25 protein-coding genes are annotated in these 26,884 nt (G+C 64.7%); 12 read left to right on the forward strand and 13 right to left on the reverse strand.

Going from position 1 to position 26,884, the window contains the following annotated elements; genetic code table 11:
• Positions 1 to 22 precede the first annotated feature (22 nt).
• A complete protein-coding gene (locus GL300_RS07695) occupies positions 23 to 1,294 on the reverse strand; it encodes an RsmB/NOP family class I SAM-dependent RNA methyltransferase (RefSeq protein WP_155039016.1) in 1,272 nt (423 codons plus the stop codon).
• 54 nt (positions 1,295 to 1,348) lie between these two features.
• Between GL300_RS07695 and GL300_RS07700 the strand changes: the two genes are divergently transcribed.
• From GL300_RS07700 to GL300_RS07720, 5 genes are all read left to right on the forward strand, one after another.
• Entirely contained in the window at positions 1,349 to 1,522 is a 174-nt protein-coding gene (locus GL300_RS07700; protein WP_155039017.1) for a DUF1674 domain-containing protein, read from the forward strand.
• Positions 1,523 to 1,634: 112 nt separating this feature from the next.
• Positions 1,635 to 2,894: an efflux RND transporter periplasmic adaptor subunit gene (locus GL300_RS07705; protein WP_155039018.1), complete on the forward strand. Its 1,260-nt coding sequence runs from the start codon at positions 1,635 to 1,637 to the stop codon at positions 2,892 to 2,894.
• Complete coding sequence (locus GL300_RS07710) at positions 2,894 to 6,004, forward strand: efflux RND transporter permease subunit (protein ID WP_155039019.1); 3,111 nt, start codon at positions 2,894 to 2,896, stop codon at positions 6,002 to 6,004. Before GL300_RS07705 ends, GL300_RS07710 begins: the two co-directional genes overlap by 1 nt.
• Positions 6,001 to 7,044: a selenide, water dikinase SelD gene (gene selD / locus GL300_RS07715; protein WP_155039020.1), complete on the forward strand. Its 1,044-nt coding sequence runs from the start codon at positions 6,001 to 6,003 to the stop codon at positions 7,042 to 7,044. The genes GL300_RS07710 and selD overlap by 4 nt, the downstream gene beginning before the upstream one ends.
• 66 nt (positions 7,045 to 7,110) lie before the next feature.
• Positions 7,111 to 7,467, forward strand: coding sequence for a hypothetical protein (locus tag GL300_RS07720; RefSeq protein WP_155039021.1), 357 nt, complete (start codon positions 7,111 to 7,113; stop codon positions 7,465 to 7,467).
• Between the two features lie 19 nt (positions 7,468 to 7,486).
• On the opposite strand, the gene GL300_RS07725 is transcribed toward GL300_RS07720, so the two are convergent.
• Complete coding sequence (locus GL300_RS07725; RefSeq protein ID WP_155039022.1) at positions 7,487 to 7,936, reverse strand: RbsD/FucU family protein; 450 nt, start codon at positions 7,934 to 7,936, stop codon at positions 7,487 to 7,489.
• A gap of 85 nt (positions 7,937 to 8,021) precedes the next feature.
• A complete protein-coding gene (locus GL300_RS07730) occupies positions 8,022 to 8,855 on the reverse strand; it encodes an aldo/keto reductase (protein ID WP_211594961.1) in 834 nt (277 codons plus the stop codon).
• 88 nt (positions 8,856 to 8,943) lie between these two features.
• On the opposite strand from GL300_RS07730, the gene GL300_RS07735 reads away from it, so the two are divergent.
• From GL300_RS07735 to GL300_RS07755, 5 genes are all read left to right on the forward strand, one after another.
• Entirely contained in the window at positions 8,944 to 9,924 is a 981-nt protein-coding gene (locus GL300_RS07735) for a zinc-binding metallopeptidase family protein (protein ID WP_155039023.1), read from the forward strand.
• Between the two features lie 45 nt (positions 9,925 to 9,969).
• Positions 9,970 to 10,407 (forward strand): PaaI family thioesterase, encoded by a 438-nt coding sequence (locus GL300_RS07740; RefSeq protein ID WP_155039024.1) that lies wholly within the window; start codon positions 9,970 to 9,972, stop codon positions 10,405 to 10,407.
• Positions 10,408 to 10,522: 115 nt separating this feature from the next.
• Entirely contained in the window at positions 10,523 to 11,176 is a 654-nt protein-coding gene (locus tag GL300_RS07745) for a protein-L-isoaspartate O-methyltransferase family protein (RefSeq protein WP_155039025.1), read from the forward strand.
• 33 nt (positions 11,177 to 11,209) lie between these two features.
• Entirely contained in the window at positions 11,210 to 12,604 is a 1,395-nt protein-coding gene (locus GL300_RS07750) for a TolC family outer membrane protein (protein WP_155039026.1), read from the forward strand.
• Positions 12,605 to 12,633: 29 nt separating this feature from the next.
• Entirely contained in the window at positions 12,634 to 13,245 is a 612-nt protein-coding gene (locus GL300_RS07755) for a hypothetical protein (protein ID WP_155039027.1), read from the forward strand.
• A 42-nt stretch (positions 13,246 to 13,287) separates the two neighbouring features.
• On the opposite strand, the gene GL300_RS07760 is transcribed toward GL300_RS07755, so the two are convergent.
• The 3 genes from GL300_RS07760 to surE are packed head-to-tail and all read right to left on the reverse strand — an operon-like array spanning position 13,288 to position 15,941.
• On the reverse strand, positions 13,288 to 14,460 hold the full coding sequence (locus tag GL300_RS07760; RefSeq protein ID WP_246195104.1) for a LysM peptidoglycan-binding domain-containing protein: 1,173 nt from the start codon (positions 14,458 to 14,460) through the stop codon (positions 13,288 to 13,290).
• Between the two features lie 31 nt (positions 14,461 to 14,491).
• Positions 14,492 to 15,142 carry a protein-L-isoaspartate(D-aspartate) O-methyltransferase gene (locus tag GL300_RS07765; protein ID WP_155039028.1) on the reverse strand — a complete coding sequence of 217 codons (651 nt, stop codon included), beginning with the start codon at positions 15,140 to 15,142 and terminating at the stop codon, positions 14,492 to 14,494.
• Positions 15,143 to 15,149: 7 nt separating this feature from the next.
• The gene (gene surE, locus GL300_RS07770) at positions 15,150 to 15,941 is read right to left on the reverse strand and encodes a 5'/3'-nucleotidase SurE (protein ID WP_155039029.1); all 792 of its coding nucleotides are present in this window, start codon (positions 15,939 to 15,941) and stop codon (positions 15,150 to 15,152) included.
• 203 nt (positions 15,942 to 16,144) lie between these two features.
• On the opposite strand from surE, the gene GL300_RS07775 reads away from it, so the two are divergent.
• Entirely contained in the window at positions 16,145 to 17,068 is a 924-nt protein-coding gene (locus GL300_RS07775) for a sulfite exporter TauE/SafE family protein (protein ID WP_155039030.1), read from the forward strand.
• The gene (locus GL300_RS07780; protein ID WP_155039031.1) at positions 17,065 to 17,853 is read left to right on the forward strand and encodes a TIGR02186 family protein; all 789 of its coding nucleotides are present in this window, start codon (positions 17,065 to 17,067) and stop codon (positions 17,851 to 17,853) included. Before GL300_RS07775 ends, GL300_RS07780 begins: the two co-directional genes overlap by 4 nt.
• Positions 17,854 to 18,513: 660 nt before the next feature.
• Here GL300_RS07780 and GL300_RS27240 read toward each other — a convergent pair.
• From GL300_RS27240 to GL300_RS07815, 7 genes are all read right to left on the reverse strand, one after another.
• A complete protein-coding gene (locus GL300_RS27240) occupies positions 18,514 to 18,915 on the reverse strand; it encodes an integrase core domain-containing protein (protein WP_343042928.1) in 402 nt (133 codons plus the stop codon).
• Positions 18,916 to 19,704: 789 nt separating this feature from the next.
• Positions 19,705 to 20,838 carry a GNAT family N-acetyltransferase gene (locus GL300_RS07790; RefSeq protein WP_155039032.1) on the reverse strand — a complete coding sequence of 378 codons (1,134 nt, stop codon included), beginning with the start codon at positions 20,836 to 20,838 and terminating at the stop codon, positions 19,705 to 19,707.
• Positions 20,839 to 20,869: 31 nt separating this feature from the next.
• Entirely contained in the window at positions 20,870 to 21,622 is a 753-nt protein-coding gene (locus GL300_RS07795; protein WP_155039033.1) for an SDR family oxidoreductase, read from the reverse strand.
• Positions 21,619 to 22,374: a glycerophosphodiester phosphodiesterase family protein gene (locus GL300_RS07800; protein ID WP_155039034.1), complete on the reverse strand. Its 756-nt coding sequence runs from the start codon at positions 22,372 to 22,374 to the stop codon at positions 21,619 to 21,621. Before GL300_RS07800 ends, GL300_RS07795 begins: the two co-directional genes overlap by 4 nt.
• Positions 22,374 to 22,814, reverse strand: a complete 441-nt coding sequence (locus tag GL300_RS07805; RefSeq protein WP_155039035.1) for a RidA family protein — start codon at positions 22,812 to 22,814, stop codon at positions 22,374 to 22,376. Before GL300_RS07805 ends, GL300_RS07800 begins: the two co-directional genes overlap by 1 nt.
• Positions 22,815 to 22,823: 9 nt before the next feature.
• Positions 22,824 to 23,279: a YbjN domain-containing protein gene (locus GL300_RS07810; RefSeq protein WP_155039036.1), complete on the reverse strand. Its 456-nt coding sequence runs from the start codon at positions 23,277 to 23,279 to the stop codon at positions 22,824 to 22,826.
• 53 nt (positions 23,280 to 23,332) lie between these two features.
• The gene (locus GL300_RS07815) at positions 23,333 to 26,779 is read right to left on the reverse strand and encodes a chromosome segregation SMC family protein (RefSeq protein WP_155039037.1); all 3,447 of its coding nucleotides are present in this window, start codon (positions 26,777 to 26,779) and stop codon (positions 23,333 to 23,335) included.
• Between the last annotated feature and the right edge of the window lie 105 nt (positions 26,780 to 26,884).

The raw sequence follows: 26,884 nt of genomic DNA on the forward strand, positions 1-26,884 counted from the left end.
CTGTTGCTGGAACCCGACAAGCTTAGGACTTCACACCGGATTTTCGCAAGCGCGCGATAAAGAATCCGTCCATACCGCCGCGTTCCGGCCACAGGTCGGGCCGCAGGCGCAAGGCACCGCTTTCGGTCAGCCAGCCGGGCTCGACCCCGGGCGCGGTGGCGGGCTCGACCGTCAGGTCGGGATGGCGGGCAAGGGTGGCGGTCAGTTGCTCCTCGCCCTCGGCGGGATGCAGCGAGCAGGTGGCAAAGACCAGCCGCCCACCGGGTTTCAGCAGGCTCAACGCATGGTCGATCAGCCGCGCCTGCAGGTCGGCCAGTTCGGCAATTGCGCTGCCGTCTCGGATCAGCGGCAGTTCCGGGTGGCGACGGATCGTGCCGGTGGCGGAACAGGGCGCGTCCAGCAGCACCGCGTCCAAGGGCGCATCGGTCCGCCACTCCAGCGCATCGGCGGCGACAAGCTTGGCCGACAGGCCACAGCGGGCCAGGTTTTCGGCCACGCGGGCCAGCCGGGATTCGGAGATGTCCAGCGCGATGACCTCGGCCCCGGCGGCGGCCAGTTGCATGGTCTTGCCCCCCGGAGCGGCGCAAAGATCGGCGATGCGTTCGCCCGGTTGCGGGTCGAGGACCCGCACGGCCATGGCGGCGGCCGCATCCTGCACCCACCAGTCGCCACTGTCGTAACCTTCAAGCGCGCTGACCTGCGTGCCCGAAGGCAGGCGGAACGATCCGGTCGGCAGCGCCTCGCCGGGTGCATCCCCGGCTTTCGCGGTCAGGTCCAAGGGTGCGCCCGCCTCATGCGCGGCTTCGATGGCGCGGGTCACGTCGCGGCCCCATGCGGCAGCGACCGGAGCGCGCAGCCAGTCGGGCATTTTTTGCGGCGGCAGTTTCGCCCATGCGTCCTTAGCCGCAGCCGCCTTGCGCAGCACGGCATTGACCATGCCCGCTGCCGCCTGCCCCTTACCGCTAAGCCCACGGCACAGCGTCACTGCGGCATTGACCGCGCCATGCGGCGCCTCGCCCAAGGCCAGCATCTCGACCGTGGCCAGCCGCAGGATGCGGCGAATGTCGGGGCGGGGCTTGCGCGCCAGCATCGGCTCGAGCAACGCATCGGCGCGCCAACCACGGCGCAGGACCTCCAGCGCCAGCCGGCGGGCGCGGGCGCGGTCGGCGGGGGGCAGCCGCTCGATCAGGGCCCCAGCCTCGTCCAGGGTCGCGCCGTCCTCGACCGCGGCCAGCAGCTTCAGCGCGCCCTGCCGGGCGGCGTCGCCGCGTTCCATTTTGCGCGTCTTGTCCATTCGCGTCCCCTTGCCTAGATTGCGCAGGTCTAGCGTGATGCAGGGAAAACCGCCATGACCGACCGCAAGGATCTGCCGCCCGCCGCCATTCGCGCCCTCGCCGAAGCCGAGGAGCGCCGCCGCAATGCCGCGCCTGTCGACCTGCCGGTCGAGCTGGGAGGCCGCGACGGCCCCGAGCCGGTGCGCTACGGCGATTACGAGAAGAAAGGCATCTGCGTCGACTTCTGACGCCGCTTCACAAGCGTTGGCGATTCCGTGATCGCCTGCCTGCCGGTCGTTTACTTGCCATTGGGGTTCGCGGACTAGACAGTCTGCAAGAAAGAACCGCGAGGAACGGCAGATGAGCTTTGGTGACGGGATGTCGAAATGGGTGGCCCAAAAGCTTGTTGCGGGGCTGCTTGTTTCGGGGCTGGCGCTGACGCCCGCATGGGCGCAGCAGCGGGGCGGCCGTGGCCCGCAAGGCCCGACCGAGGTCGGCGTCATGACCACCACCGAAGAGGAAGTCCCCTACACCGTCACCCTGCCCGGCCGCGCCATCGCCTATCAGCAGACAACGATCCGCCCGCAGGTCGGCGGCGAAATCCTTGAAGTCACCTATGATCCCGGCCGCCCGGTCAAGACCGGCGACGTGCTGTTCCGCATCGATCCCGAGACCCTTGCCGCAGCACTCGCCGCCGCCGAAGCCAGCGTCGCCGGGGCCGAGGCCAGCCTGACCGAGGCCCAGAACACCGTCACCCGCTACCGCAGGCTGGAGGGGTCCGGCGTTTCGGCCGTCGATCGCGCCGCCGCCGAGGTCGCGCTGAAACAGGCCGAGGCCGCGCTGAAGGCCGCCGAGGCCGCCCGCGATTCCGCCAAGCTGTCGCTGGACCGCACGCGGATCACCAGCCCCATCGACGGGCTGGCCGACGTGTCGGGGATCTCGGTCGGCGATCTGGTCACCGCGAACCAGTCCGAAGCGCTGACCACTGTCACCCAGCTTGACCCGATCTATGTCGATGTCTCGCAATCCAGCGCCAGCATCCTGCGCAACCGTGCCAAGTTCGACGCGGGGGAACTGATCCGCAACCGCGAGGTGCAGGCGCATCTGACGCTGGAAACCGGCGACGAATATCAGGGCGAGGGCCGCATCGTCAGCCCCGGCATCAAGGTGTCGCCCACCACCGGGACCGTGCCGATCCGCCTGCAATTCGACAATCCCGACCACATGATCCTGCCCGGCCAGTTCCTGCGGGTCGAGGTGACCTTGGGTTCGACCCGCGCGGTGCTGGTGCCGCAGCGCGCGACCAAGCGCGCTTCGGACGGCACGCTGACCGCCTATGTCGTGCGCGACGGCAAGGCCCAGCAGATCACGCTGAGCGAGCAGGGCAGCTACCGCAACAGCTGGATCGTGACGCAGGGCGTCAGTCCCGGCGAAAACCTGGTTCTGGACGGGTTGGACAACCTGCGCGCCGGGGCCGAGGTCAAGGCCGTTCCCGTGCGCATCGACGAACAGGGCGTGGTGCGCGAGATCGCCGCTGATGGCGACATGGCACCCGATCAGGCCGCCGATAAAGCCGCGGATAAAGCTCCTGCGCAGGACAAGCCGGCGGGCAGCAACTGATGGCGCGTTTCTTCATTCACCGCCCGGTCTTCGCATGGGTTCTGGCCATCGTGACCATGCTGATCGGCGGCTGGTCGCTGCTGGGGCTGCCGGTCTCGCAATATCCCGACATTGCACCGACGACGATCCGTATCACCGCCAACTATTCCGGCGCGACCGCGCGGGCGGTGCAGAATTCGGTCACCACGCCGATCGAGGATGCGCTGACCGGGTTGGACGGGTTGATCTACACCGTCTCGACCTCGTCGCAGGGGCGTTCCGCGATCACCCTGACCTTTGACGACAGCGCCGACCCGGTCGATGCGCTGAACGAGGTGCAGTCCAAGGTCCGCTCGGTCGAAAGCCGCCTGCCCTCGCCGGTGCAGCGCGACGGGGTGTCGGTGTCGCGGTCGTCCTCGTCGATCCTGATGGTCGGCTCGCTGGTCTCGACCAGGGGTGAGCACTCGACGATTGAGCTGGGCAACCTGCTGGAACAGGTGGTCGAGGGCCCGGTAAAGCGGACCGAGGGCGTGGGCGGCGTGAACGTCTTTGGCTCGGGATATGCGATGCGGATCTGGATGGACCCGCTGCGGCTGGCGCAGTTTCAGCTGACACCGACCGACATCACCAGCGCCGTATCGGAACAGAACAGCACCGTGTCCGTGGGCGATCTGGGCAGCCAGCCGACCGTCCGGGGCCAACAATTCACCGCCACCATCACCGCGCAAAGCCAGCTGACCTCGATCGACGATTTCCGCAACATCCTGCTGAAGACCGGCGAGGATGGCGCCGCCGTCCGCTTGGGCGACGTGGCCGAGATCGAGATCGGCCAGGTCAGCTATGGCCGCGATTCCCGCTATAACGGCATGAACGCCTCGGGCTTCGCGGTGAACCTTGCGACCGGGGCCAATGCGGTCGAGACGGCGAATGCGGTGCGCGCGACGCTTGACGGGCTGAAGAACGCCCTGCCCGAGGGGGTCGAGGTCCATATCGCCTATGACACCGCGCCCTTCGTCGAGCTGTCCATCGAGAAGGTGTATCACACCCTGCTGGAAGCCATCGTTCTGGTGTTTCTGGTGATCTTGCTGTTTCTGCAGAACTGGCGTGCGACGCTGATCCCGATCATCGCCATTCCGGTGGTCTTGCTGGGCACCTTCGGGATGCTGGCGGCCTTGGGATATTCGGTCAATACACTGACCATGTTCGCCATGGTTCTGGCCATCGGCCTGCTGGTCGATGACGCCATCGTCGTCGTCGAAAACGTCGAGCGCGTCATGGCCGAGGAGGGCCTCGGCCCGGTCGAGGCCACCGAAAAGAGCATGGGCCAGATCAGTGGCGCGCTGATCGGCATCGCGCTGGTTCTGTCGGCGGTGTTCCTGCCGATGGGCTTCATGGCCGGTTCGACCGGTGTGATCTATCGGCAATTCTCGGTCACGATCATCACCGCCATGGTGCTGTCGCTGCTGGTCGCGCTGATCCTGACCCCCGCCATGTGCGCCAGCCTGTTGCGCCAAGGCCATGGCGAGGCGCGCTTTGCGCCCGCACGCTGGTTCAACGCAGGCTTCGACCGGGTGACGCGCGGCTATTCCGCCACCGTCCGGCGCAGCCTGCGGCGGCCCTTCCTGATGCTGCTGGTGCTGGCCGCGATCAGCTATGGCGCGTTCGATCTGTTCAACCGCATGACCACCACCTTCATCCCGACCGAGGATCAGGGCGTGCTGCAATCGCGCATCACCCTGACCGAAGGTTCGACCGCGCAGCAGACCGCCGCCGTCGTGCAAGAGATCGAGGACTATATGCGAACCGAGGAGAAGGACGCGGTTGAATCGGTCTTTGTCGCCATGGGCTTTGGCTATGCTGGCACGGCGCAGAACCAGGCGATGATCTTTGTGAAGCTGCGCGATTTCGACCTGCGCGGCGACAGCCAACTGGCTGCGGCCAAGGTCGCGCAGCGGGCCAATGCGCATTTCTCGGGGCATCGGGCGGGACGCATCTTCTTTATGCAACCGCCAGCGATTCCGCGTCTGGGCAACTCTTCCGGCTTCACCTTCTACCTGATGGACCAGTCCGGAGGCGGGGTCGAGGCACTGACCGCCGCCGCGGACCTGCTGGAGCAGAACGCCAAGAATGACGCGCGGGTGCAGAACACCGAAAGCGGCGGGGCCGAGGATGAGGCCGCGCTGCGCATCGATATCGACCAGCAAAAGGCCGAAAGCCTTGGCGTATCCGTCCCGGCGGTGAACTCGATGCTGGCGACGATCTTTGCCGGGGATGAGGTGAATGACTTCGCCCTTGGCGCGCAACTGCGCCCGGTGATCGTGCAGGCCCGCGCCGAAAACCGGATGCAGCCCGAGGACGTGAACAGCTGGTATGCCCGCAATTCGAACGGAGAGATGGTGCCCTTCAGCGCCTTCATGACCGTGCGCTGGGAACCGGTCGAGCCGCGCCTGTCCCGCATCGACGGCATCGACGCGATCGCCATCGAGGGGCAACCCGCGCCGGGCGTCAGCTCGGGCACAGCGATGGACGCGATGGAGGAGTTGGTGGCAGCCCTGCCCGGCGGCTACGGGCTGGCATGGACCGACCTGTCCTATCAGGAACGTCAGGCGGGCAATCAGGCACCCTTCCTGTTCGCGCTCTCGGCGCTGGTCGTGTTCCTGTCGCTGGCCGCCCTTTACGAAAGCTGGTCGATCCCGTTTTCGGTCATGCTGGCGGTTCCGGTGGGGGTGCTGGGCGCGGTGATCGCCGCGCTGACACTGGGGCAGGCCAATGACGTCTATTTCAAGGTCGGCATCCTCACCACCATCGGGCTTGCGGCGAAAAACGCCATCCTGATCGTCGAATTTGCGCGTGAGTTGCAGGACAAGGGCCGCACAGCCGTCGACGCGGCGACCGAGGCCGCGCGCCAGCGCCTGCGGCCGATCCTGATGACCTCGCTGGCCTTCATCCTTGGCGTGCTGCCTTTGGCCATTGCCAAGGGCGCGGGGGCGGGGGCGCAGAACTCGATCGGGATCGGGGTGATGGGCGGGATGATCTCGGCCACGTTCCTTGGCATCTTCATGGTGCCCGCCTTCTACGTTACCGTACGCTGGCTGACCGACCTGCGGCGCAAGAAGGAACAGGTGACATGAACGAACATCCCAGACTGACCTCTCTTGCGCATGGCGGCGGCTGCGGCTGCAAGCTGGCGCCCTCGGTGCTGCGCGAATTGCTGGCCGGGCAGCCGGTGGCGCAGGCCTTCCCACAACTGCTGGTCGGGACCGAGACCTCGGACGATGCGGCAGTCTGGCAGGTCGACGACAATACCTGCGTCATCGCCACGACCGATTTCTTCATGCCGATGGTCGATGATCCGCGCGATTTCGGACGCATTGCGGCGACGAACGCGATTTCCGACATCTACGCCATGGGCGGACGACCGATCATGGCGTTGGCGATCCTTGGCATGCCCATCGACAAGCTGCCCCCCGAACAGATCCGCCAGATCCTTGAGGGCGGACGCGAGATCTGCGCCGAGGCAGGTATCCCGGTCGCCGGCGGCCATTCCATCGACGCGCCCGAGCCGATCTATGGCCTTGCGGTGATCGGGCTGTGCCATCCGTCCGAACTGCGCCGCAATGCCGATGCGCGCCCCGGCGATGCGCTGATCCTGACCAAAGGGTTGGGGGTCGGCATCTACTCTGCCGCGATCAAGAAAGGTGCGCTGGATGCCGAGGGCCTGGCCGAGATGGTCGCCAGCACCACCACGCTGAACCGGGTCGGCAGCGATCTGGCCAAGCGCGACGATGTCCATGCCATCACCGACGTGACCGGCTTTGGCATTCTGGGGCACGGGTTGGAAATCGCACGCGGCTCCGGTCTGCGGCTGCGCATCGATCTGGCCAGCTTGCCGTTGCTCACGCGAGCATCCGAACTGGCGCAGGCGGGGTTCTTTACCGGTGCCTCGACCCGGAACTGGGCGGCTTATAGGTCGGAAGTGCTGCTGCCCGAAGGGCTACCCGACTGGCAGCGCGCGTTGCTGACCGATCCGCAGACCTCGGGCGGGCTGCTGGTCGCCTGCGCGCCCGAAACCGCCGAAACGGTCCTGCAGATGATCCGCGCGGCAGGCTTCCCGCTGGCCGCGATCATCGGTCACGCCGAAGAAGGCAGCGCGGGCATCACCGTCGCCTGAAGTCCTTTCGGGGGAACGCCCGGCGCTGTCCGGGCGTTCGGTCGGATCACGTGAAGGGATCAGACCATGAGACGCCTTTACCTGCCCCGACTGATCGGCCTTGGCCTTGCCGCTGCATTGGCCCTGCCCGTCTTCGCCCAAACCACGCCGACCCCTGCGCCCCCCGCTGAGCGGCAGGCGACACTCGAACCCGGGGATTGCCCGCCCGCCGCCGCCATGGCCGAGCCCGCTACACCCGACGCGGCGACCGCCGACGGCACCGCGCCATCGAACGCTGGTTCAACCGGCTGGAGTGGCGGGACAGGCGGGTCGATGATCGGCACCAACCCGCAGGGCGCGACACGTCACACCAAGACATGGCAATCGCCGACCGCACGGGGGCTGGACCTGAAGGGCCGCCCGGAGCCCGCGCCGGTCTGCTGATTTTTTTGCTGGTTTCCGATCAGGCCCGCGCCGGGTTCGCCGTGATCACGCCCTTTTTCAGGATCATGTTCGCGTAAAGCCGGGTGTCGTGGCACTGCAGGATGGCAAAGCTGTTTCGGGCGAATTCATAGAAGCCGAAACGATCGATCGACTGCAATGCCGAGCCGGCACGCTCGATGATCGGGATGGTTTCGGCAATCGCCTCGGGCACCGCGTCGGGATCATCCACGACCTGCATCGAGGTCGCGGCTGCCGGCACGAACGTGTCGAGCGGCATCAGGTTCGTGATGACCGTCACAGCCTGCGGAAGCCTGAGGCCAATGGTCAGGACCTTGTCGTAGGGCAGATGCCGGGCGACGCTCGCGGCAGGAAAATTGACGTCAACAATTGCCAACTCGTCGCCATGACCCATTTGCGCCATGACATACAGCAACTCGGGCGAGATCGTCGAATGGATCCCCTTGAGCATCTTACCCCTCCTGGCCGGAATGAACCGGCTACTTCCAGACTATGCTGCCAAATGACGTTTTGAGAGACCGCTCGTCAATGCCCTGTCAAATCGTCTCAAGCGGCTGTGCAGTCATGGGTGCGGGAAAGATGCCTTCGACTTCGGCCAGAATGGCGGGTGTCAGCCCCAGTTCGGCGGCGCGCAGGTTCAGCGAGACATGGGCTGCATGGCCGGTCTTGGGGATGGCGATCATGCCGGTTCGGTTCAGAACCCAAGCCAGTGCCAGTTGCGCCGCGCTCAGCCCCAGCCCCTGCCCGATCCGGTGCAGGTCGGCATTCCCCGCCAACCGCCCCTGCTCGACCGGACTATAGGCCATCGCCGGAATCCCCTTAGCGGCCAGCCAGGGCAGCAGGTCCCATTCCGGCCCGCGCCGGGTCAGGTTGTAAAGAATCTGGTTCGCGGCGCAGCGCCAGCCACCGGCGGCAAACAGATCCTCCATATCCGCGACCGAGAAATTGCTGACACCCCAATGGCGGATATGCCCGGCATCGCGCAGGGCCTCCATCGCGGCGACGGTTTCTGCCAAGGGCACATCGCCGCGCCAATGCAGCAAATAAAGGTCGATCCGGTCGGTCCCCAGCCGTTTCAGGCTGGCCGCGCAGGCCCGTGGCAGGGCACGCGCCGAGGCGTTCCAGGGATAGGCCTTGGACACCAGAAACACCTGATCGCGACGGCCCGATATGGCCTCGGCGACCAGTTCCTCGGCCGCGCCCTCGGCATACATCTCGGCGGTGTCGATCAGCGTCATGCCCAGATCCAATCCCTTGCGCAGGGCGGCGATCTCGGCCTCGCGGCGCGAAGCATGCTCGGCCATCATCCAGGTTCCCTGGCCAAGCGCGGGAACCATCTCTCCGTCCGGAAGGTTTGTGCGAGGGATCATGCCCCAATCCTGTTGCCGTCGGGGCCGATAGGCAATCCCCCCTTTCATCTTTCCCGCAGTCTGGTCCGAACACAATGAGTCCCTGCCCATGCAGCGCCTGACCTGCCCCAGATGCGGACAGCGTGTCTATTTTCAGAACACATTCTGCGCCTGCGGCACGCCGCTAGTCTTCGCGCCCGAGGCCGGAGGCTTCGTCAGCGACGCGCCCGCCTGTCCGAACCGCGACCAGATCGGCTGCAACTGGGCGGCAGAAAGCGGCGGGCTGTGCCGATCCTGCGCGATGACCGGCACCATCCCGGACCTTTCAGTCGAGGGGAATCGCGATCTGCTGGCCCAAAGCGAGGCCGCCAAGCGTTGGGTGCTGGCCAATCTGGCGCGCTGGCACTGGTTCACCGATGCCGATTCAGGCACACGCGTCCAGTTCCGGATGCTGTCCGAACATGCAGGTCCGCATGAGGTCCCGGTCACCATGGGCCATGCGGCGGGCGTCATCACCCTGAACGTGGTCGAGGCCGACGACGCCCTGCGCGCCCTGCGCCAGCAACAGCTGGGCGAGCTTTATCGTTCGATGGTCGGTCATGTCCGCCATGAGATCGCGCATTTCCTGTTCGAACGGCTTGCGCTGCTTCCCGGTTTTCTGGCCGAGTTCCGCGCCATGTTCGGCGATGAACGCGCCGATTACGCGGCGGCACTGCTGGATCATTACAACCAGCCGCTGGCCAAGGGCGACACCTTTATCAGCGACTACGCCACCACCCATCCGCATGAGGACTGGGCCGAGACCGCAGCCCATATCCTGCATCTGGTCGACATGACCGACAGCCTGATGGCCTCGGGCTTGAACGGGCCGCAGATTCCGCCACCGGGCTATGATGCTTATGCCGATACCGATGCGGAACATCTGCTGACCGTGGCAACCTCGGTCGCGCTGGCGGTGAACGAGATCAACCGCGCCATCGACAATCCTGACGTCTATCCCTTTGTGCTGACTGCAACGACCCGGGCCAAGCTGGGCTTTGCCCATCGCTGGCTGTCACAGGGTGCGACGATGACGCCCCTGCCCGCTTGACGCAGCACCTGCGCCGATCCAGCCTGCGCGGAAAAGGGATTCGCGATGGATGATCTGGAAATAGCCGCGCAAGCCGCCGCCGAGCAGCCCGAATTCTCGCGGTTTTTGGGCATTCGCATCCTGCGGGCCAATGCCGATGAAGTGATCGGCGACATGCCCGCGACCGGCAATCTGGCCAATCGCAACGGCGTCCTGCATGGCGGCGCGATCATGGGATTCGCCGACAATCTGGGCGGGACGGCTGCGACGATCAACCTTGGGCCCGGCAAGGCCACGACCACCATCGAAAGCAAGACCAACTTCATCCGCCCCATCCATATCGGCGATACCGTGCATGGCCGCACCATCGCGCTGCACAAGGGTCGGACCACGATGATCTGGCAGACCACCATCACCCGCAACGATGGCAAGGTCGCGGCCATCGTCACCCAGACCCAGATGGTCATGGACTGGAATGACGGCCGCAGCGCAGGTCCGGCTTAGCGCGCCAATTGTGTCCGGATTGCCCGATCGTCCCGGCAAAGAATGCTCGGGGCGTTGCCCAGTCCGTCATTCCGTGGCAATAGAACCCAAAGCAAAACGAAGACAGGTTCCCGTTATGACCGATTTCGCGCAGCGCCGCACCATGATGGTCGATACCCAGGTCCGCCCAAATGACGTGACCAGCTATCCTGTCATCGAGGCGATGCTCAACGTCCCGCGCGAGGAATTCGTGCCGGAATCCCGCCGCGACGTGGCCTATGCCGGCCAGAATATCGAGCTTGCCGCAGGCCGCGTCATGCTTGAGCCGCGCACGCTGGGCAAGATGCTTGAGGTGCTGAACCTTCAGGCCGGTGATCTGGCACTGAACGTGGGCGCAGCCTATGGCTATACCGCCGCCGTCATGGCCCGCATCGCCGAGGCCGTGGTCGCCCTTGAATCCGAAGCCGAGATCGCTGCCGAGGCGCAGGCCCGCCTGTCGGCGCAGGACGTGTTCAACGTCGGCGTCGTGACCGGCCCGCTTGAGGCGGGTTGCGCCAGCCAGGCCCCCTATGACGCCATCCTGATCGAGGGCGCGATCGAGCATCTGCCCGAAGCGCTGGCCGATCAGCTGCGCGATGGCGGCCGCATTGTCGCGCTGTTCCGCGAAGGCAATCTGGGTGTGGTCCGCTTCGGTCGCAAGCTTGACGGCCGGATCAATTGGCGCTTCGCTTTCAATGCCGGCGCGCCGGTGCTTCCGGGCTTTACCGAAAAACGCGGCTTCGTCTTGTAAAATAATAGCCCCGGCAGGGGCAGGGGAGAGGGCATGTTCCGCAATACGCTGAGACGTCTGAGAAGGCCGATCGCTGCCGCCCTGCTTGCCAGCGCGACCGCCCTGCCGGCCAATGCCGAAACGCTCGCCGATACGATGGTTGCGGCCTATCGCCACTCGGCCCTGCTTGAGCAGAACCGCGCCGTGCTGCGCGCCGCGGACGAAGACGCTGCGGCCGCGCTGGCGCAGCTGCGCCCGATCGTGCAATGGCTCGCGTCCTATACCTATCAGAATATCGAGGGCTTCGACGCCAACTCGGCCAGCCTTGGGCTGCAGGCCTCGATGACGCTGTATGATTTCGGCCGCAACGCCATCGCCATCGACATTGCCAAGGAAAACGTTCTGGCAACCCGCGCCGCACTTGTAGGCGTGGAACAAGACGTGCTGCTGGGTGCGATCGAGGCCTATCTGAACGTCCGCAGCGCCACCGAACAGGTTGAGCTGCAACAGAACTCGGTCCGTGTTCTGGGCGAGGAACAGCAGGCCGCGACCGACCGCTTCGATGTGGGCGAGATTACGCAGACCGACGTGTCGCAGGCGGATGCCGCCCTTGCCGCCAGCCGCGCAGATCTGGCCTCGGCGCAGGGCGATCTGGAGGTTGCCCGCGAAAGCTACCGCGCGGCGACCGGCAAATTCCCCGGCAAGCTAGCGGCACCACCGCCGACGCCGAAACTTCCGGCAAGCCTGGTCAGCGCCCGCGAAATCGGGCAGCGCACCCATCCGCTGATCCAGCAGGCCAAGCGCGAGGCCGCGGCCTCGGAATTGCAGGTCGCCGCCGCTGCGGCTGAGCGTAATCCGTCGCTAACCGGCGGCGCCGCCTTGCAGGCGCAAAGCAACAAGACGGTCAACACGGGCACCTCGGTCCGGACCGACAGCGCCTCGGTTTCACTGGATATGTCGCAGACGATCTATTCGGGCGGCCGGCTGCCCGCCGCGCATCGCCGCGCGATGGCAAGCCGCGATGCCACCCGCGCCTCGCTGCTGAACACTGCGCGTCAGGTCGATCAGGCGGTCGGCACGGCTTGGGCGGGAATCGACGTGGCGCGAGCGCAGATCAGCGCCATCGACCAGCAGATCGTTTCGGCCAGGCAGGCCTTTGACGGCGTGCGCGAGGAAGCGACGCTGGGCGCGCGGACCACGCTGGACGTGCTGGAGGCCGAGCAGATCCTTCTGCAGGCGATGGCGGACAAGATCACCGCGGTCGCTAATCTCCAATTAGCACATTATCAACTTTTGTCGGCTATGGGTTTGTTGACGGTAGAAAACCTGAAACTGGGAATCCCGACCTATGACCCATCGGCCTATTACAAAGCAGTCAAGGACGCGCCTTTCACCAGCCGGCAGGGCGAAAGCCTCGACCGGGTGCTGCGCTCGATCGGCAAGAATTAAGGCTGTTGCCCCCAGCCGGGGGGCACACCATGCAGCATGACCTCGCAGGGCGCGGCGCGCAGGCTGAAAATGTCGGGGATGTTCTGGCCTCGATCCGGCGGCTGATTGCACAGGATCAGGTTGAGGGCGATGAGCCGTCGTATTCCTACGCCGCGCCGCTGAACTCCCGCGCTGGGAATCCGCCCCTGATCCTTGCCCGGCAGGATCTGGTCCCGGTTCCGGCAGAATCGGATTTGCGCCGTATTGCTGCAAATGCCCCTGTTCCGCTGGTCGAAGAACCCGCCCTGACCCCCGAAGAGGAGGTCGAGTTCGCCGAGGCCGAGGCTGCCTTGGCCCGGATGACCTCGCTGCCCCGCCTGCTGGCTGCTGACCCCGTGCAAATCGCCCCCGATTCGATTGCGGCGATCGAGGTGCCAGAGGAACTGTCCCTGACCGCCTTCGCGCCAGAACTGAGCCTGCCTGCCGAGCAAAACCTGTTCGCAGATGTGATGTCCGCACAACCGGATCTGCGCGAGACCGTCCGCGCCGTCCTGCGCGAAGAACTTTCCGGGGAAACCGGTCTACAAATCAGCCACCAGTTGCGACAACTGGTTCGGCTTGAGGTCGAATCCCTTATCCGCGAAATCTATTTCGAGGGGTAAGGCAGGGGCGGACCAACCGGGCCGCCTCTGTCCACCGATCCGTCAGTTCAGGTATTTCTCGGGATCGACGCTGTCGAAGCCGTTACGGACCTCGAAATGGACGACGCCCTGATTGCGGGCCTTGCCCAGCGTGGTCCCGGCCCCGACCTTCTGCCCCTTGGTCACGGTGACATTATCCAGACCGGCATAGACTGTCATCAGATTGTTGTCGTGGCGCATGACGATGATCGGAACCTGATCGGTATCGCGGGTGATCGCGGCCACCGTTCCCGACCCCGCCGCCGTTACCGGGCTGCCCGGCGCAGCGGAAATGTCGATGCCCTCATTCTTGCCCTTCTCATAGGCGCGGATGATCGCGCCATTGGCAGGCATACGGAACTTGCCACTTCCCGATGCTGCGGTTCGGGTCTTGCCCAGGTCGGGGCTGGCCGGTTTGTCGACCGGCTTGTTCGTCGGCTGGGTCTTTTCATTCGGCAGGGGCTGCGCCGCCGAGGGCGGTGCCGGAGTCGGACTGCCTGCCCCCGGCGCGGTGATCGCAGCAGTCGTTGCGGGACGCTGCCCGGCAACAGGAATGAGCAAGCGTTGCCCGGTGCGCAGCGTCAGGTTCGAGGACAGGCCGTTCCATTCGGCCAGATCCTTGACTGAGACATTGTATTTCCGCGCCACCGACCATGCGGTTTCGCCAGCAACAACGACATGCTGCCGAGGCTGGCTTGCGGCGGGCTGGGTCGGCGTCGGAGTGGTCGCGCCCACCTGCGGCGGCACGGTCGGCGTCTTCATCCCCTGCCCGGCAAAGGGATCGCTGACCTGCCCGGTCGAGGACGTGACCGGGGTTGCCGCCGCCACGGGCGCGCCGGCAGCGACACGGCGCGGCAGCGCCACGACCGCGCCGGCATTCAGCGGCGCGGTGGCGGAAATGGCGTTGTAGCTGGCCAACTGGCCAGCGTTCAGCCCCAGCCGCGCGGCGATGGTCGCTACCGTCTCACCCTGCCGCGCGATGGCCACCTGATAGCCGGGATAGCTGATGATGCCGCGATTGTCCGGCACCGGACGCGGCGGCGCGGCAGCGGCAGCACCTGCGGTATCCAAGGCCCCGCCTCCCCAGCCACGCAGATCGGGGTCGAGGGTCGAAAGGTTCACCCCTCCCGGTGCATTGCATGCGACCAGTGTTGAAACCATGCCGACCATGCAGGCCAGCCGCCATGTGATTGCCATCTGCCCGTTCCTCACTCTGCGCGGCCGGGGATTATGTCTGTCCCAATCCCTCGACCAGCGGCACGAAGCGCACTTGCCGCAACTCGTCGTAATCAAATCCGTTTTCGGTCCGGCGCACACGGATCAGGGTCTGAACCGCATCCGACTGACCGACCGGTACCACCATGATACCGCCGGTTTTCAATTGCGCCAAGAGCGGGCCGGGCGGGTCTTCGGCTGCGGCGGTCACCATGATGCGATCAAAGGGTGCCTGTTCGGGCAATCCGCGCGAACCGTCCGCAACCATGGCGGTGATGTTGGACAGGCCGAAATGGCGAAAGATCTCCTCGGCCTCGGTCACCAGACGGCGATGGCGGTCGACCGTATAGACCCGGCGACACAGCAGCGACAGGATCGCCGCCTGATAGCCCGAGCCCGTGCCGATCTCGAGCACCTTGTCGCGCGGCCCAACCTCCAGTGCCTGCGTCATCAGCCCGACGACCGAGGGCTGGCTGATGGTCTGCCCACAGGGAATCGGCAGGGGCGTATCCTCATAGGCGCGATCCTCGAAATGGCCGCGCACGAATTCGCCCCGATCGATGCGCTCCATCGCCTCAAGCACGCGCGGATCGGTCACCCCGCGCTGACGCAGGGCGAACAGAAAACGCATCTTTCGTTCCGCGGCCTCGGGTTCGTCGCTCATCGGCGGATCAGCCCTCTTCCAGAACGCGCAGGGCAGCCAGACTGGCGTGGCAGGTCAGGTCCGGGCGCATTGGCGTCAACGAGATATAGTCCTGCATATTGGCGTCCACGTCACTCCCCGGCGTGGCGGGCGAGGTCTGCGAGCCACCCAGAATCCACAGGAAGCGGCGGCCGTTCGGTGCGTGATAGGGCTCGGATTCGAAACGCACGCCACTGCGACGACCTTGCGGCGCGACCCGCACCCCCTTGACCGATGCCGCATCGCAGGCCGGGAAGTTGATATTGTAGAACAGCCGGAAATCCGCGTCCGATGTCCAGTCACCGCGGTCCAGAAGCTGGCGGATCAGGCGTGGACCGTGTTGGCGCGCGGCCTCGAACGGATCGGCAAGGGTTGAGGTCCGCGTGCCCATGTATTGCGACAGCGCGATCGCGGGTAGGCCTTGCAGTGCCGCCTCCATCGCGCCGCCTATGGTGCCGGAATACATCACGTTTTCGCCGGAATTGTTGCCCCTGTTGACCCCGGACAGCACCAGATCGGGCGGATTGTCCCGCATCACGTCGCCCAGGGCCGCCAACACGCAATCCGCGGGCGAGCCCTCGGCGGCAAAGCGCCGGGGACCCAGTTCCGCGATCAGGGTCGGATGGACATAGCTGATGCAATGCGCGACACCGGATTGCTCAAACGCGGGTGCGACGGTCCAGACCTCGCCCTCGGGACCGGCAATCTCGGCCGCGATTTCGGCCAATGTGACCAGTCCCGGCGCGTTGATGCCGTCATCATTGGTGATCAGGATCCGCATGTCGCCCCCACTTCCTCAACCCGTTCCCGAAGGAATGGGCGAGCCGTGCCCCGAAGGGGCACCCGGTCCGCGATCACATCCCCGTCAAAACCATGCTTATCCGCGCCACACATCTGCGACAACCCGCTGCTTATGCAACTGCAGCGTTTGACGTCGGAGCGTGGCAAGGGCAGGATCAAAACGGGCAGAAAGCCGGGCAGAACATGCAGATATATCTTCCTATTGCTGAGGTGGTGGTCAACGCCTTCACCCTTGTCGGGCTTGGCGGCGTCGTCGGCCTGATGTCGGGGCTGTTCGGCGTCGGCGGCGGCTTTCTGATCACGCCCCTGCTGTTTTTCATCGGCATCCCCCCGGCCATTGCGGTGGCGACCGGTGCAAATCAGGTCGTGGCCTCGTCCTTTTCCGGGGTGCTGGCGCATCTGAAGCGCAAGACCGTCGATTTCCGCATGGGCTGGGTGCTGCTGGCGGGCGGGCTGGTCGGATCGTCCTTCGGGGTGATCCTGTTCAACAAGCTGCAGCGGCTGGGTCAGGTCGATTTGGTTGTGCAGTTATGCTACGTGGTCTTTCTGGGCCTGATCGGGGCGATGATGCTGCAGGAAAGCCTGCGCGCGCTGCATCGATCCCGGAAAAGCGGCCCGATCAAGCCGATGCGCCGCAACCAGCATGGTTGGGTTCATCGCTGGCCGCTGAAGGTCAAGTTCCGCGCCTCGGGTCTGTATATCAGCGCGATTCCAGTGCTGATGGTTGGTGCAGCGGTGGGTGTGCTGGGCGCACTGATGGGGGTCGGCGGCGGCTTCATCATGGTCCCGGCGATGATCTACCTGCTGGGCATGCCGACCAAGGTCGTGATCGGGACCTCGCTGTTCCAGATCACCTTCCTGTCGGCCTATACCACGCTGATGCACGCCGTATCGTCCAACACCGTCGACGTCATGCTGGCCGTTTTGTTGATCGTGGGCGGCGTGGTCGGTGCGCAGTTCGGCACGACCCTGGGTGCAAAACTCCGGGCCGAGCAGTTGCGCATCCTGCTGGCGCTTCTGGTGCTGGCGGTCTGCGGCAAGCTGGCGCTGGACCTGTTCCTGAAGCCGGACGACCTGTATTCACTGACGCCGGGGGTGGTGGGATGATCCTGCGTGCCCTCGCCCTGCTGATCGCATCCGCCCTGCCCTTGGCCGCGCAAGACGGGCCGCCCGCGCCGCCGCCAGAGCGCATCGTCGCGGACCTGTCGCGGGACGACGTGGACATCACCACCAGTTTCGACGGCTCGGACATCATCATCTATGGCGCGATCAAGCGCGAGACGCCGATCCCCACCACCGAACCGTTGGACGTGATCGTCACGGTCGAGGGACCTGCCCGACCCGTCACCGTCCGCCACAAGGAGCGGCGCTTTGGCATCTGGGTCAATACCGGCAAGGTCGGCGTGGCCTCGGCCCCGAATTTCTATGTCGTAGCGACGACGCGGCCACTGGAGCGCATCCTGAACCCGGATGAGGACAGCCGCTACCGCATCTCGGTCCCGCAAGCGATCCGCGCCTTTGCCGGGGCATCCGAGGTCGAAGATGTCGTGCCCTATACCGAGGCGCTGGTCCGCCTGCGCGAGGATCACGATCTGTACCGGCTGGATGATGGCGCGGTCACCGTCGCCGAACAGACGCTGTTTCGCGCCGATGTCCGCCTGCCCGCGAACCTGATCGAGGGGCTTTACGGCACCCGCATCTTTCTCGTCCGCGACGGCAAGGTGATGGACACGTTCCGCGCACCGATCGAGGTGCGCAAGGTCGGGCTGGAACGCTGGCTCTACCGCCTCGCGCTGGAACAGCCCTTCATCTATGGCTTCATGTCGCTTGCCATCGCCGTCGCCGCCGGCTGGGGCGCCTCGGCCGCCTTCCGGCAGTTGCAGCGCCGTTAGGCGCCGCGCCATTGAATTTCTCTGGGACTATCGTATCCGGCACGAACTCAAGAACTGCATGTGCAAAAATCTTGCCGTGACCGCTGTAACTTGAATTTCACCGGCCTGGTTGGGGATCGATTACCCATCAACAGCGCGCGGCCTGCAATCAGGCCTGAGGTAGCGGTTATCTTTCTAACGCTGAAGCGAAATCGACCACCCCAAAGCGATTAGGGCTGAGTTTGCGTGTCGCAAACCGTTATCAAATTCGGATACGAAAACCTCAAACTGGATCGCCAACACTTCAATCAAGAAAATCCGCGTTAACGCCACCCTATCAACCGGTTGTGCACAAAATTTCTATTGCCTATCGGAAATACCCTTCAGGAACCACCTTAAGTACATCACGCCGAAGTTTCTCAGGGATGCCCATCCAGGAAGAATCCCCTCGAGTATTTTATCTCTGCATGTGCAAGTACAATCTCGGCCCGACTCACGGTCAAATGGAGATTATATTTGGCGTTCTAAAAAGATATTATCTGGCGAACTTCCGGTGAATTCAGGCCGCAAGACGAAACGATTTGCGATCCGCATCAATCACCTCTGACTACAGAGAAAATGCAAATATTTGAGCCACCATTGGAGTTACCCCCTCGGGCTGGACCACGGGACTTCATCGAACTAAGCCGCCTTCTGAGCGATTAGCGTTTCGAATTCCTCGGGCGGACGGTAGCCGAGGGCTGAATGCAGTCTTCGGGTATTGTAGACCTGCTCGATGAAGACCGGCAATCGGCCGGCTACATCGGCGAAGGTTTCGTATCCGGCGAGATAGACCTCCTCGACCTTCAGGGTCTTCATGAAACTCTCGGATTGGGCATTGTGATAGAGGTTCCCGACGCTGCTCATCGAGCCGAGTAAACCTGCAGCGTCCAGAGCTTCGCGATAGAGTTGGGATGCGTATTGGCAGCCCCTGTCCGTGTGATGAATGCATCCCGGCGGCCGATCACCCCGGCACGGATGTCCTGGCAGAGTTGCAGCTTGAATGGGGTCGAATGCCGACGATAGGGGACCTCGTGATGTCATGAGCCTTCTCCGATCAAGGCCCGTTCAGCGTATCAGTTCTTCAGGGTCCCGTGGTCCAGCCCGAGGGGTTCACTCCACATCCCGATCGAATATGCATGCCCTTCCAAGGCGTACCCAAGGAAGGGGACTTTGTGCTTTTCCCGCGGGACGAGTGCCGGATGCCGAGAGTCCAATCTTTCGAACGGATCATACATCACCAGAACTCGCATTTCGTTGCGCTCTGCGAAAGCACTCTCACTCCAAAGCGCGAACCATCGTTTTGGTCGACAACCAAGGAAGCTTTCAGTCTGCCAGTCGCCTCCATCCTTATTGTCTAATGATATTGGGTTGGTAGCCAATGCCGTATCCGCCTGACATAAACTTGCTTAGGCCAATGCCGCGTAGCCGCCCATTGAAGATCCATAGCAGACACGCTTCTTGAAGCTGCGGCGCAATAGAATTTAATTCACCTAGGTTATCTGATCTTAGAATGACGGGTCTAAATATTTCCTGTGGCCATCACTCTCAAGAAATGCCGCGTAATTTACATTCTTTTTTTGACACCAAGCACCCGCCCACCTGAGGCGACTGAGATCCGACCCAGCCGTAAAAAGATTGTCAAAATCTATCACAAACGGTCGATCAGAATCGATCACACTGATAATCGCTGAATATCCGTTCTTTCCACGTATTCTGCTTTCAAATACCATTCGCCGCTGGCGCGCGGCTACTCGGTTCAACCTCAAACGTCGATAACGCGACCAATCGGAATCCGAAAACATTATCAACGTAAGCCAGAGGTTTCGTCATTTAGGCGCCGCGCCGGAACGGGCCCATCTCGGTCAGCAATTCGATTTCCTGCCCAACCGCCATGCGCTCGCGGGTCAGGTAATCCGCCACTGCATCATGGAAGCCCTGATCGGCCAGCCAGTGCAGGGAATGGGTCTGTGTCGGCAGGTAGCCCCGCGCCAGCTTGTGTTCTCCCTGCGCCCCGGCCTCGACACGGGACAGACCGTGCTCGATCGCCCAGTCGATGGCCCGGTGGTAGCAAAGTTCGAAATGCAGATGCGGGTGATCCTCGACGCAGCCCCAGTAGCGGCCATAGATTGTGTCTGTACCCAGCATGTTCAACGCGCCCGCGACCGGACGGCCATCCCGTTCGGCCAGAACCAGCAGGCAATCGTCGCGCATCGTGTCATGCAGGATGTCGAAAAACGCCCGCGTCAGGTAGGGCCGACCCCATTTGCGGCTGCCGGTATCCTGATAGAAGTGCCAGAACGCGTCCCAATGCCGGGGCAAAATCTGGTCGCCACGCAGGCTGCTGATCGTGCCGCCGAAAGCCTGTGCGCGCTCGCGTTCCTTGCGGATCGCCTTGCGCTTGCGCGAGGATAGTTCGGACAGGAAATCTTCATAGGATGCGTAGCCGCGATTGAGCCAGTGGAACTGCTCGCTCGCGCGGGGCAGATAGCCCGCCGCCTCGCCCAACTCGGCCTCGGCCTCGGTGCAGAAAGTGACATGGACGCCCGACAGGCCGGATTGCTTGGCCACCTGCGCCATCGCCTGCAGCAGCGCCCCCTGCACCGCCGGACGGTTTGAAATCAGCCGGGGGCCGGTGACCGGCGTAAAGGGGACGGCGCATTGCAGCTTGGGGTAATAGTCGCCGCCCGCACGCTCGAATGCCTGCGCCCATGCATGGTCAAAGATGTACTCGCCCTGACTGTGGGTCTTCAGGTAGCAGGGCGCGACGCCCGCCACCTGACTGTCCAGCCGCGCGATCAGGTGGCTCGGGTGCCAGCCCGTGCCCTGCCCGACCGAACCGGACGCCTCCAGCGCGGACAGGAAACGATGCGTGGTGAAGGGGTTGGCCCCCGCCCCGCAGCCATCCCATAGCGCGGGTTCGATGCCGGAAATCGCAGACAGGACCGAGACGCTGAGTTCACTCATGCGCCGAACCTAACCGGACGGGTTCGCCTTGTCAGCGCCCGCCGGTCACTTCCAGGTTTGTCCCGGTGACATAGCTTGCCTGTTCGCTGGCCAGCCACAGGATTGCCTCGGCCACTTCCTCGGCGCTGCCGGGACGCCCCATCGGCACACCCACGGACAGGCGCTGCGCCCGCTCAGGATCGCCACCCGAAGCGTGGATCTCGGTCTCGATCAGGCCGGGGCGAACAGCATTGACGCGGATGTTCTGCGGCGCCAACTCCTTGGCAAGCCCGATATTCAGGCTGTCGATGGCCCCCTTGCTGGCGGCATAATCGACATATTCCCCCGGACCGCCCAGCCGCGCGGCAGCGGAACTCAGCAGCACGATCGAGGCCGAGGGCTGGTCCTTGGGCCGCGCCATCCGCCGTGCCGCTTCGCGTGCGGTCAGCAGCGCTCCGATCACGTTCACGTCGATGACGCGCTGCATGCGCTCCAGCGTCATTTCGGCCAAAGGCATCGCGCGGGCCAGCATGCCCGCATTGACGATCACGGCATCGATGCGCCCGAACTCGCCCTCGGCCGCGTCGAACAGGGCGGCCACGTCGGCCTCGCTTGCGGCATCGGCGCGCAAGCCGACGGCGCGGCGACCCATGGCGCGGATGCGCTCCAGCACCTCGTGCCCGGCGGCGAAATCGTCGCGCCAGCTGATTGCCACGTCCCAGCCGCGTTCAGCCGCCAGAAGGGCAACCGCCCGGCCGATGCCACGCGACCCCCCGGTCACGATCATGGATTTTCTATCGGTCATGCTGCCCCCGGAAGATAGTTTTCGAACGTGATATTGTCGGCCCCCTGCCGCGCCGCCTGCTCCTGCTGGGACGAGCGGATGGTCCATGTCAGGATCGGAACGCCGCGTGCCTTCAGCGCCGTCACCGCCGGATTGTCCAGATCGTTGCGGTCATGCGACACGAAACTGGCCCCGACGCGGTCGAAATCTGCAATGGCGGCCAACGATACGCGAGTGGTTGCATCGATATCCGGCCAATCCGCGGCGTCGTAGTCGCAGGAGGTCAGGCCAACAGCGATATCCGGCGCGACGCGATGGAAAGCCGCCATGCTATGCGGATTGAAGGACATGACCGCGACCGGACCGGCATAATCGCCCAGCAGTTCGGCCACGCGTTCGGACAGGTCGCCAATCTGATCGGTCGAGCGCAGGCTTTGATCCTTGATCTCGATCAGCAGTGGCACGCGGCCCGCCACCTCGGCCAGCAATTCGGCCAAGGTCGGGATCGACTCTTCGGTGCCCATGATGCGCAGCATGGACAGCGCGTCGATGCCAAGGGCGCGCACCAGCCCCTCGGCCCCGGTCAGGCGCGGCAGGTCATCGTCGTGGAACACGACCGGAGTCCCATCCGCCGCCGCCTGAATGTCGCATTCGATGGCGTAGCCAGCGGCGATGGCCGCGCGGAACGCGCCCATGCTGTTTTCCGGCAGCCCAAGCGAATGCAACCCCCGATGAGCGATCGGCAGGCGCAGGAAATCGGGATGCAGGTCCATCACTCGATCTCGAAGATCGCTTCGATCTCGACCGCGACGCCGCGCGGCAGAGCCGGCGCAGAAACCGCGGCGCGGGCGTGGCGGCCCTTGTCGCCGAAAACCTCGACCATCAGGTTCGAGCAGCCATTGACCACCTCGGGCTGGTCGGTGAATTCCGGGGTCGAATTGACGAAGCCGCCCAGTTTGACCACGCGCTTCACACGGTCCAGCGACCCCAGCGCGGCGCGCGCCTGCGCCAGCAACGCGAGGCCACAGGTCCGCGCGGCCTCGGTCCCGGCCTCGACCGCCAGATCGGCACCCAGCTTGCCCTTGGCGGTGCTGATCTGCCCCGAGACGAAAAGCAGGTTCCCCGAGATCACGTAAGGCACGTAATTCGCGGCAGGCGCGGGCGCCTCCGGCAACGTGATCCCCAGTTCGGCGAGTTTCGTCTCGATGCTCATGGTCTTTACCTACTCTGTGATGGAGGCGCGAAAATCGCCAAGGACACCGCGCCAGGTTTCCAGCGCGTCCTCGAAATTCTCGCGTCCCAGACCGTCGCCTGCAAGACCGATATCCATTTCCAGATAGGGATTGCCCGATTCCGCCACCACCAGCTTGGCAAAGGGGTTGTCGCGGTTCCAGTCATTCGCATCGGCAGTAGTCATCGGCTCGGCCATCTGGAAGCCGGTGACGAACTGCATCCGACGGCATTGCGGATGGCATTCGTAGAAGAAGACGTTGAACAGCGTGTCGTCGATCTCGCTTTCCAGCATGGGCAGGCCTTCGATGTCCTGCCGTTTCGTGACCTTCAGGCCCATTTCGGACATGATCTGGCCGATCATTTCGGGATCGCCTGTCACCTGCGCGGCAAGAAGCGGCAGGGGGTGCAGACAGACAATGGTCAGGAAAGCGCAAAGCGCACGCATCTTGGTCTTAAGCTCCGCGAGGGGGAATGGCAGACCTATTAGCGTTTTCGGATTCAGGCCACCAGTGCTTCCGCGCGCTTCAGATCGACGCTGACCAATTGACTGACACCCTGCTCGACCATGGTGACGCCGAACAGCCGGTCCATCCGCGCCATGGTCACCGCGTGGTGGGTAATCACCAGGAATCGCGTCTCGGTCCGGCGGGTCATTTCGTCCATCAGATCGCAGAAGCGGGTGACGTTGGCGTCGTCCAGCGGCGCGTCGACCTCGTCCAGCACGCAGATCGGCGCGGGATTGGCCAGGAAGACGGCAAAGATCAGCGCCAGCGCGGTCAGGGTCTGCTCGCCCCCCGACAGCAGGCTGAGGGTCGACAGCTTTTTCCCCGGAGGCTGGCACATGATTTCCAGCCCAGCTTCCAGCGGATCGTCAGATTCGACCAGCACCAACCGCGCCTCGCCGCCACCAAACAGGTGGGTGAACAGCGTGGTGAAATTGCGGTTCACCGTGTCAAAGGCGGTCAGCAGACGCTCACGACCTTCGCTGTTCAGGCTGCCGATGCCTTGCCGCAGTTTGCGGATGGCCTCGGTCAGGTCTTCCTTTTCGCCGCTGAGGCGGTCGCGCTCGGTTTCCAGCTCCTGCTTGTCATCCTCGGCGCGCAGGTTGACTGCGCCCAACGAATCCCGCTGCTGGCGCAGGCGCAGGATCTGGTCCTCAAGCGCTGCAAGGGCGATTTGCTGCAATTCGCCCAGCGACTCCAGCAAAGCCTCGGGGGTGGATTCGGCGTCTTCCTGGATACGGGCGCGGGCATTGGCCTCGGCCTCGGTCGCGGCCTCAGAACGGGCCTGACGGGCGGCGCGGGTCTCACGGGCGTCGGATGCGCCGCGTTCCGCCTCGCGCTCAGCCTCGGCGGCAACGCGCAGGGTTTGGTCGGCGGCGGACAGCGCGGCACGGGCACGGGCAAGACGGGCGGCGGCGCGCGCTTCGGATTCTGTCAGTGCTTCGCGGCGTTCGGCCAGAACCTCGGGCTGGGCCTCGGCCGCCTCCAGCTCCTCGGTAGCATGGTCGCGGCGCGAGATCAGCTCGGCCGAGCGTGATCCGGCCTGATCCAGACGCAGCCGCCAGCCGGATTCCTCGGTCGAGATTTCCTGCAGCCGTTTGGTGCGCGACAGCACCTCGCGTTTCAATTCGTCCAGACGGCCACGGCGGGTCATCGTGGCGATGCGCGCGGCCTCAACCGCGGTGCGGGCATGTTCTAGCGCAGCGGCAATGCTGCCCCGATCCGGCAATTCACCGATGGCGCGTTCGGCATCGGACAGGCGCGTACGAGCATCGCCAGCATCGGCGCGATGGCGGTCCAACTCGGCACGGGCGGATTCGGCGCGGCTTTGTGCCATGGACAGTTCGGATTCTGCCTTGGTCAGGATGCGCGCGGCATCCGACATCGCACGTTCAGCCTCGCGGCGAGCATCACGAGCGCGCTTTTCGGCCTCACTGGCAGCGATGTGGCGGTCGCGCAGGGCCAGATGCGTGGCGACCGCATCCGTCGCATGGGCCTGCGCGGCCTCGGCCTGCCGGGTGATCTCGGCCAGCTGGTTGACCTTTTGCAGATGCAGCGCCGCCGCCGATACGGTTTCGCCCGCCAGCAGGCGCATGCCGTCCCAGCGGAACAGGTCGCCTTCCAGCGTGACCAGCCGCTGGCCGGGCGTCAGCGTGGATTGCAGCCTTGCCCCGGTCGCGACATCCTTGACCAGCCCCACCTGCGACAGGCGACGCTCCAGCGCCGCTGGCCCCTCGACCTGTGCTGCGATCGACGCAATGCCCACGGGCAGCGGATGGGCCGCGCCGTAACCGGGAAGCACGTGCCAGCCCGAGCCGTCGTTGGCCAGCCCCGAGGACAAGTCATCGCCCAATGCCGAGCCAAAGGCTGCCTCGTAGCCCTTTTCCACCCGGATCAGGTCCAGAAGCGACTCGCCGCCCTTGTCATTGCGCTCAACCAGACGGGTCAGGGCCGCCATTTCGGCATTCAGCGCGGAAAGTTCACCTTCGGCCTCGGCGCGGGTGGCGCGGGCAAGGGCTTCCTCGGCCTCAAGTGAGCCGCGGGCCTCCTCGGCGGCGGACAGGCTGTCCTCGGCGGCCTCGACGCGCTCGCGGGCCTGCTCCAAGGTTTCCTCGGCGGTCGAGCGGGCGGATTGCGCGATGCTCCCGGTTTCAGACGCGGCCTCAAGCGTGCCCTCGGCCTCGGAGGCGGCGCGCGTGGCACGGTCAAGCATCTGGCGCAGGTCATGGGCCAGCCGTTCGGCGGATTGATAGCGCGCGGCCAGCCGGGCGGATTCGTCGGTCAACTCGCCCAGCTTGTCTTCGACCTCGCGCAGCGCCTCGCCGGCTTCCTCGGCGGTGCTGGCAGCGGCTTCCAGCTTGGCGTCATGGCCCTGCCCGGCCTTTTCCAACTCGCGCCGTTCCCATTCCAGCCGCTCGATCACCTCGACCGCGTCGCGATTCAGGGCAGATTCGCGTTCGATGTCGCGATCCAGTTGGCTGATGCGGGCCAGCAGCGTCTTGATCGCCTGCGCGGCGCGGGCCTCGGCCTCGTCCAGAGCCTCGCGTTCGACGGTGGCGCGGGACAGAATTGCGGCGGCGACCTGTTCTTCCTCGCGCAGCGGCGGAAGCTGACGGTCGGCCTCTTCGCGGGCAGAAATGGCGCGTTTCGCTGCGATTTCCGCGTCAGAGGCGGCGCGGATCGCTTCGCGCAGGATCTCGGCGGTTTGGGTGCGGGCCTGATCGGCGTCATGCCAGCGGCGATACAGAAGCTGGCCTTCCGCCTTGCGCAGAACGGCACCTATTTCGCGATACTTGGCGGCGGCGCGGGCCTGACGCGCCAGCGAGGCGGCCTGAGACGACAGTTGGTCCAGCGTGTCGTCAACGCGGGTCAGGTTGGCCTCGGCCGCGTTCAGCTTCAACTCGGCCTCGTGCCGGCGCTGATACAGGCCCGAGATCCCGGCCGCTTCCTCAAGGATGCGGCGTCGGGCCTTGGGCTTGGCGTTGATCAGTTCGGAAATCTGCCCCTGCCGCACCAACGCCGGAGAATGCGCCCCGGTCGAGGCATCCGCGAACAGCATCTGCACGTCGCGGGCACGGACTTCCTTGCCGTTGATGCGATAGGCCGAGCCGGCATCACGGGTAATCCGACGGGTAACGTCCAGCGCGTCGCTGTCATTCATGCCCGCCGGGGCAAGGCGGTCCTTGTTATCAAGGGTCAGCGTCACCTCGGCATGGGCGCGGGCGGAACGTCGCGTCGTTCCGGCAAAGATCACGTCCTCCATGCCGTCGCCGCGCATGGCCGAGGGGCGATTTTCGCCCATGACCCAGCGCAAGGCCTCAAGCAGGTTCGACTTGCCGCAGCCATTCGGCCCGACCACGCCCGTCAGCCCCTCGTGGATGACCAGATCGGTCGGGTCCACGAAGCTTTTGAATCCGTTCAGGCGAAGTCTGTCGAAGCGCAATGTGGCAAGGCCTTTGATTCACGTGAAATGCGGCAATTCTTGGTGATTTGCGCCTTCAAGTCAATCTTGGCCACCAGATATGGAGGGTCGCGCACTGTTATCCAC

The sequence above is a fragment of the Paracoccus litorisediminis genome (assembly GCF_009711205.1).
In the GTDB taxonomy this organism is placed as follows: Bacteria; Pseudomonadota; Alphaproteobacteria; order Rhodobacterales; family Rhodobacteraceae; genus Paracoccus; species Paracoccus litorisediminis.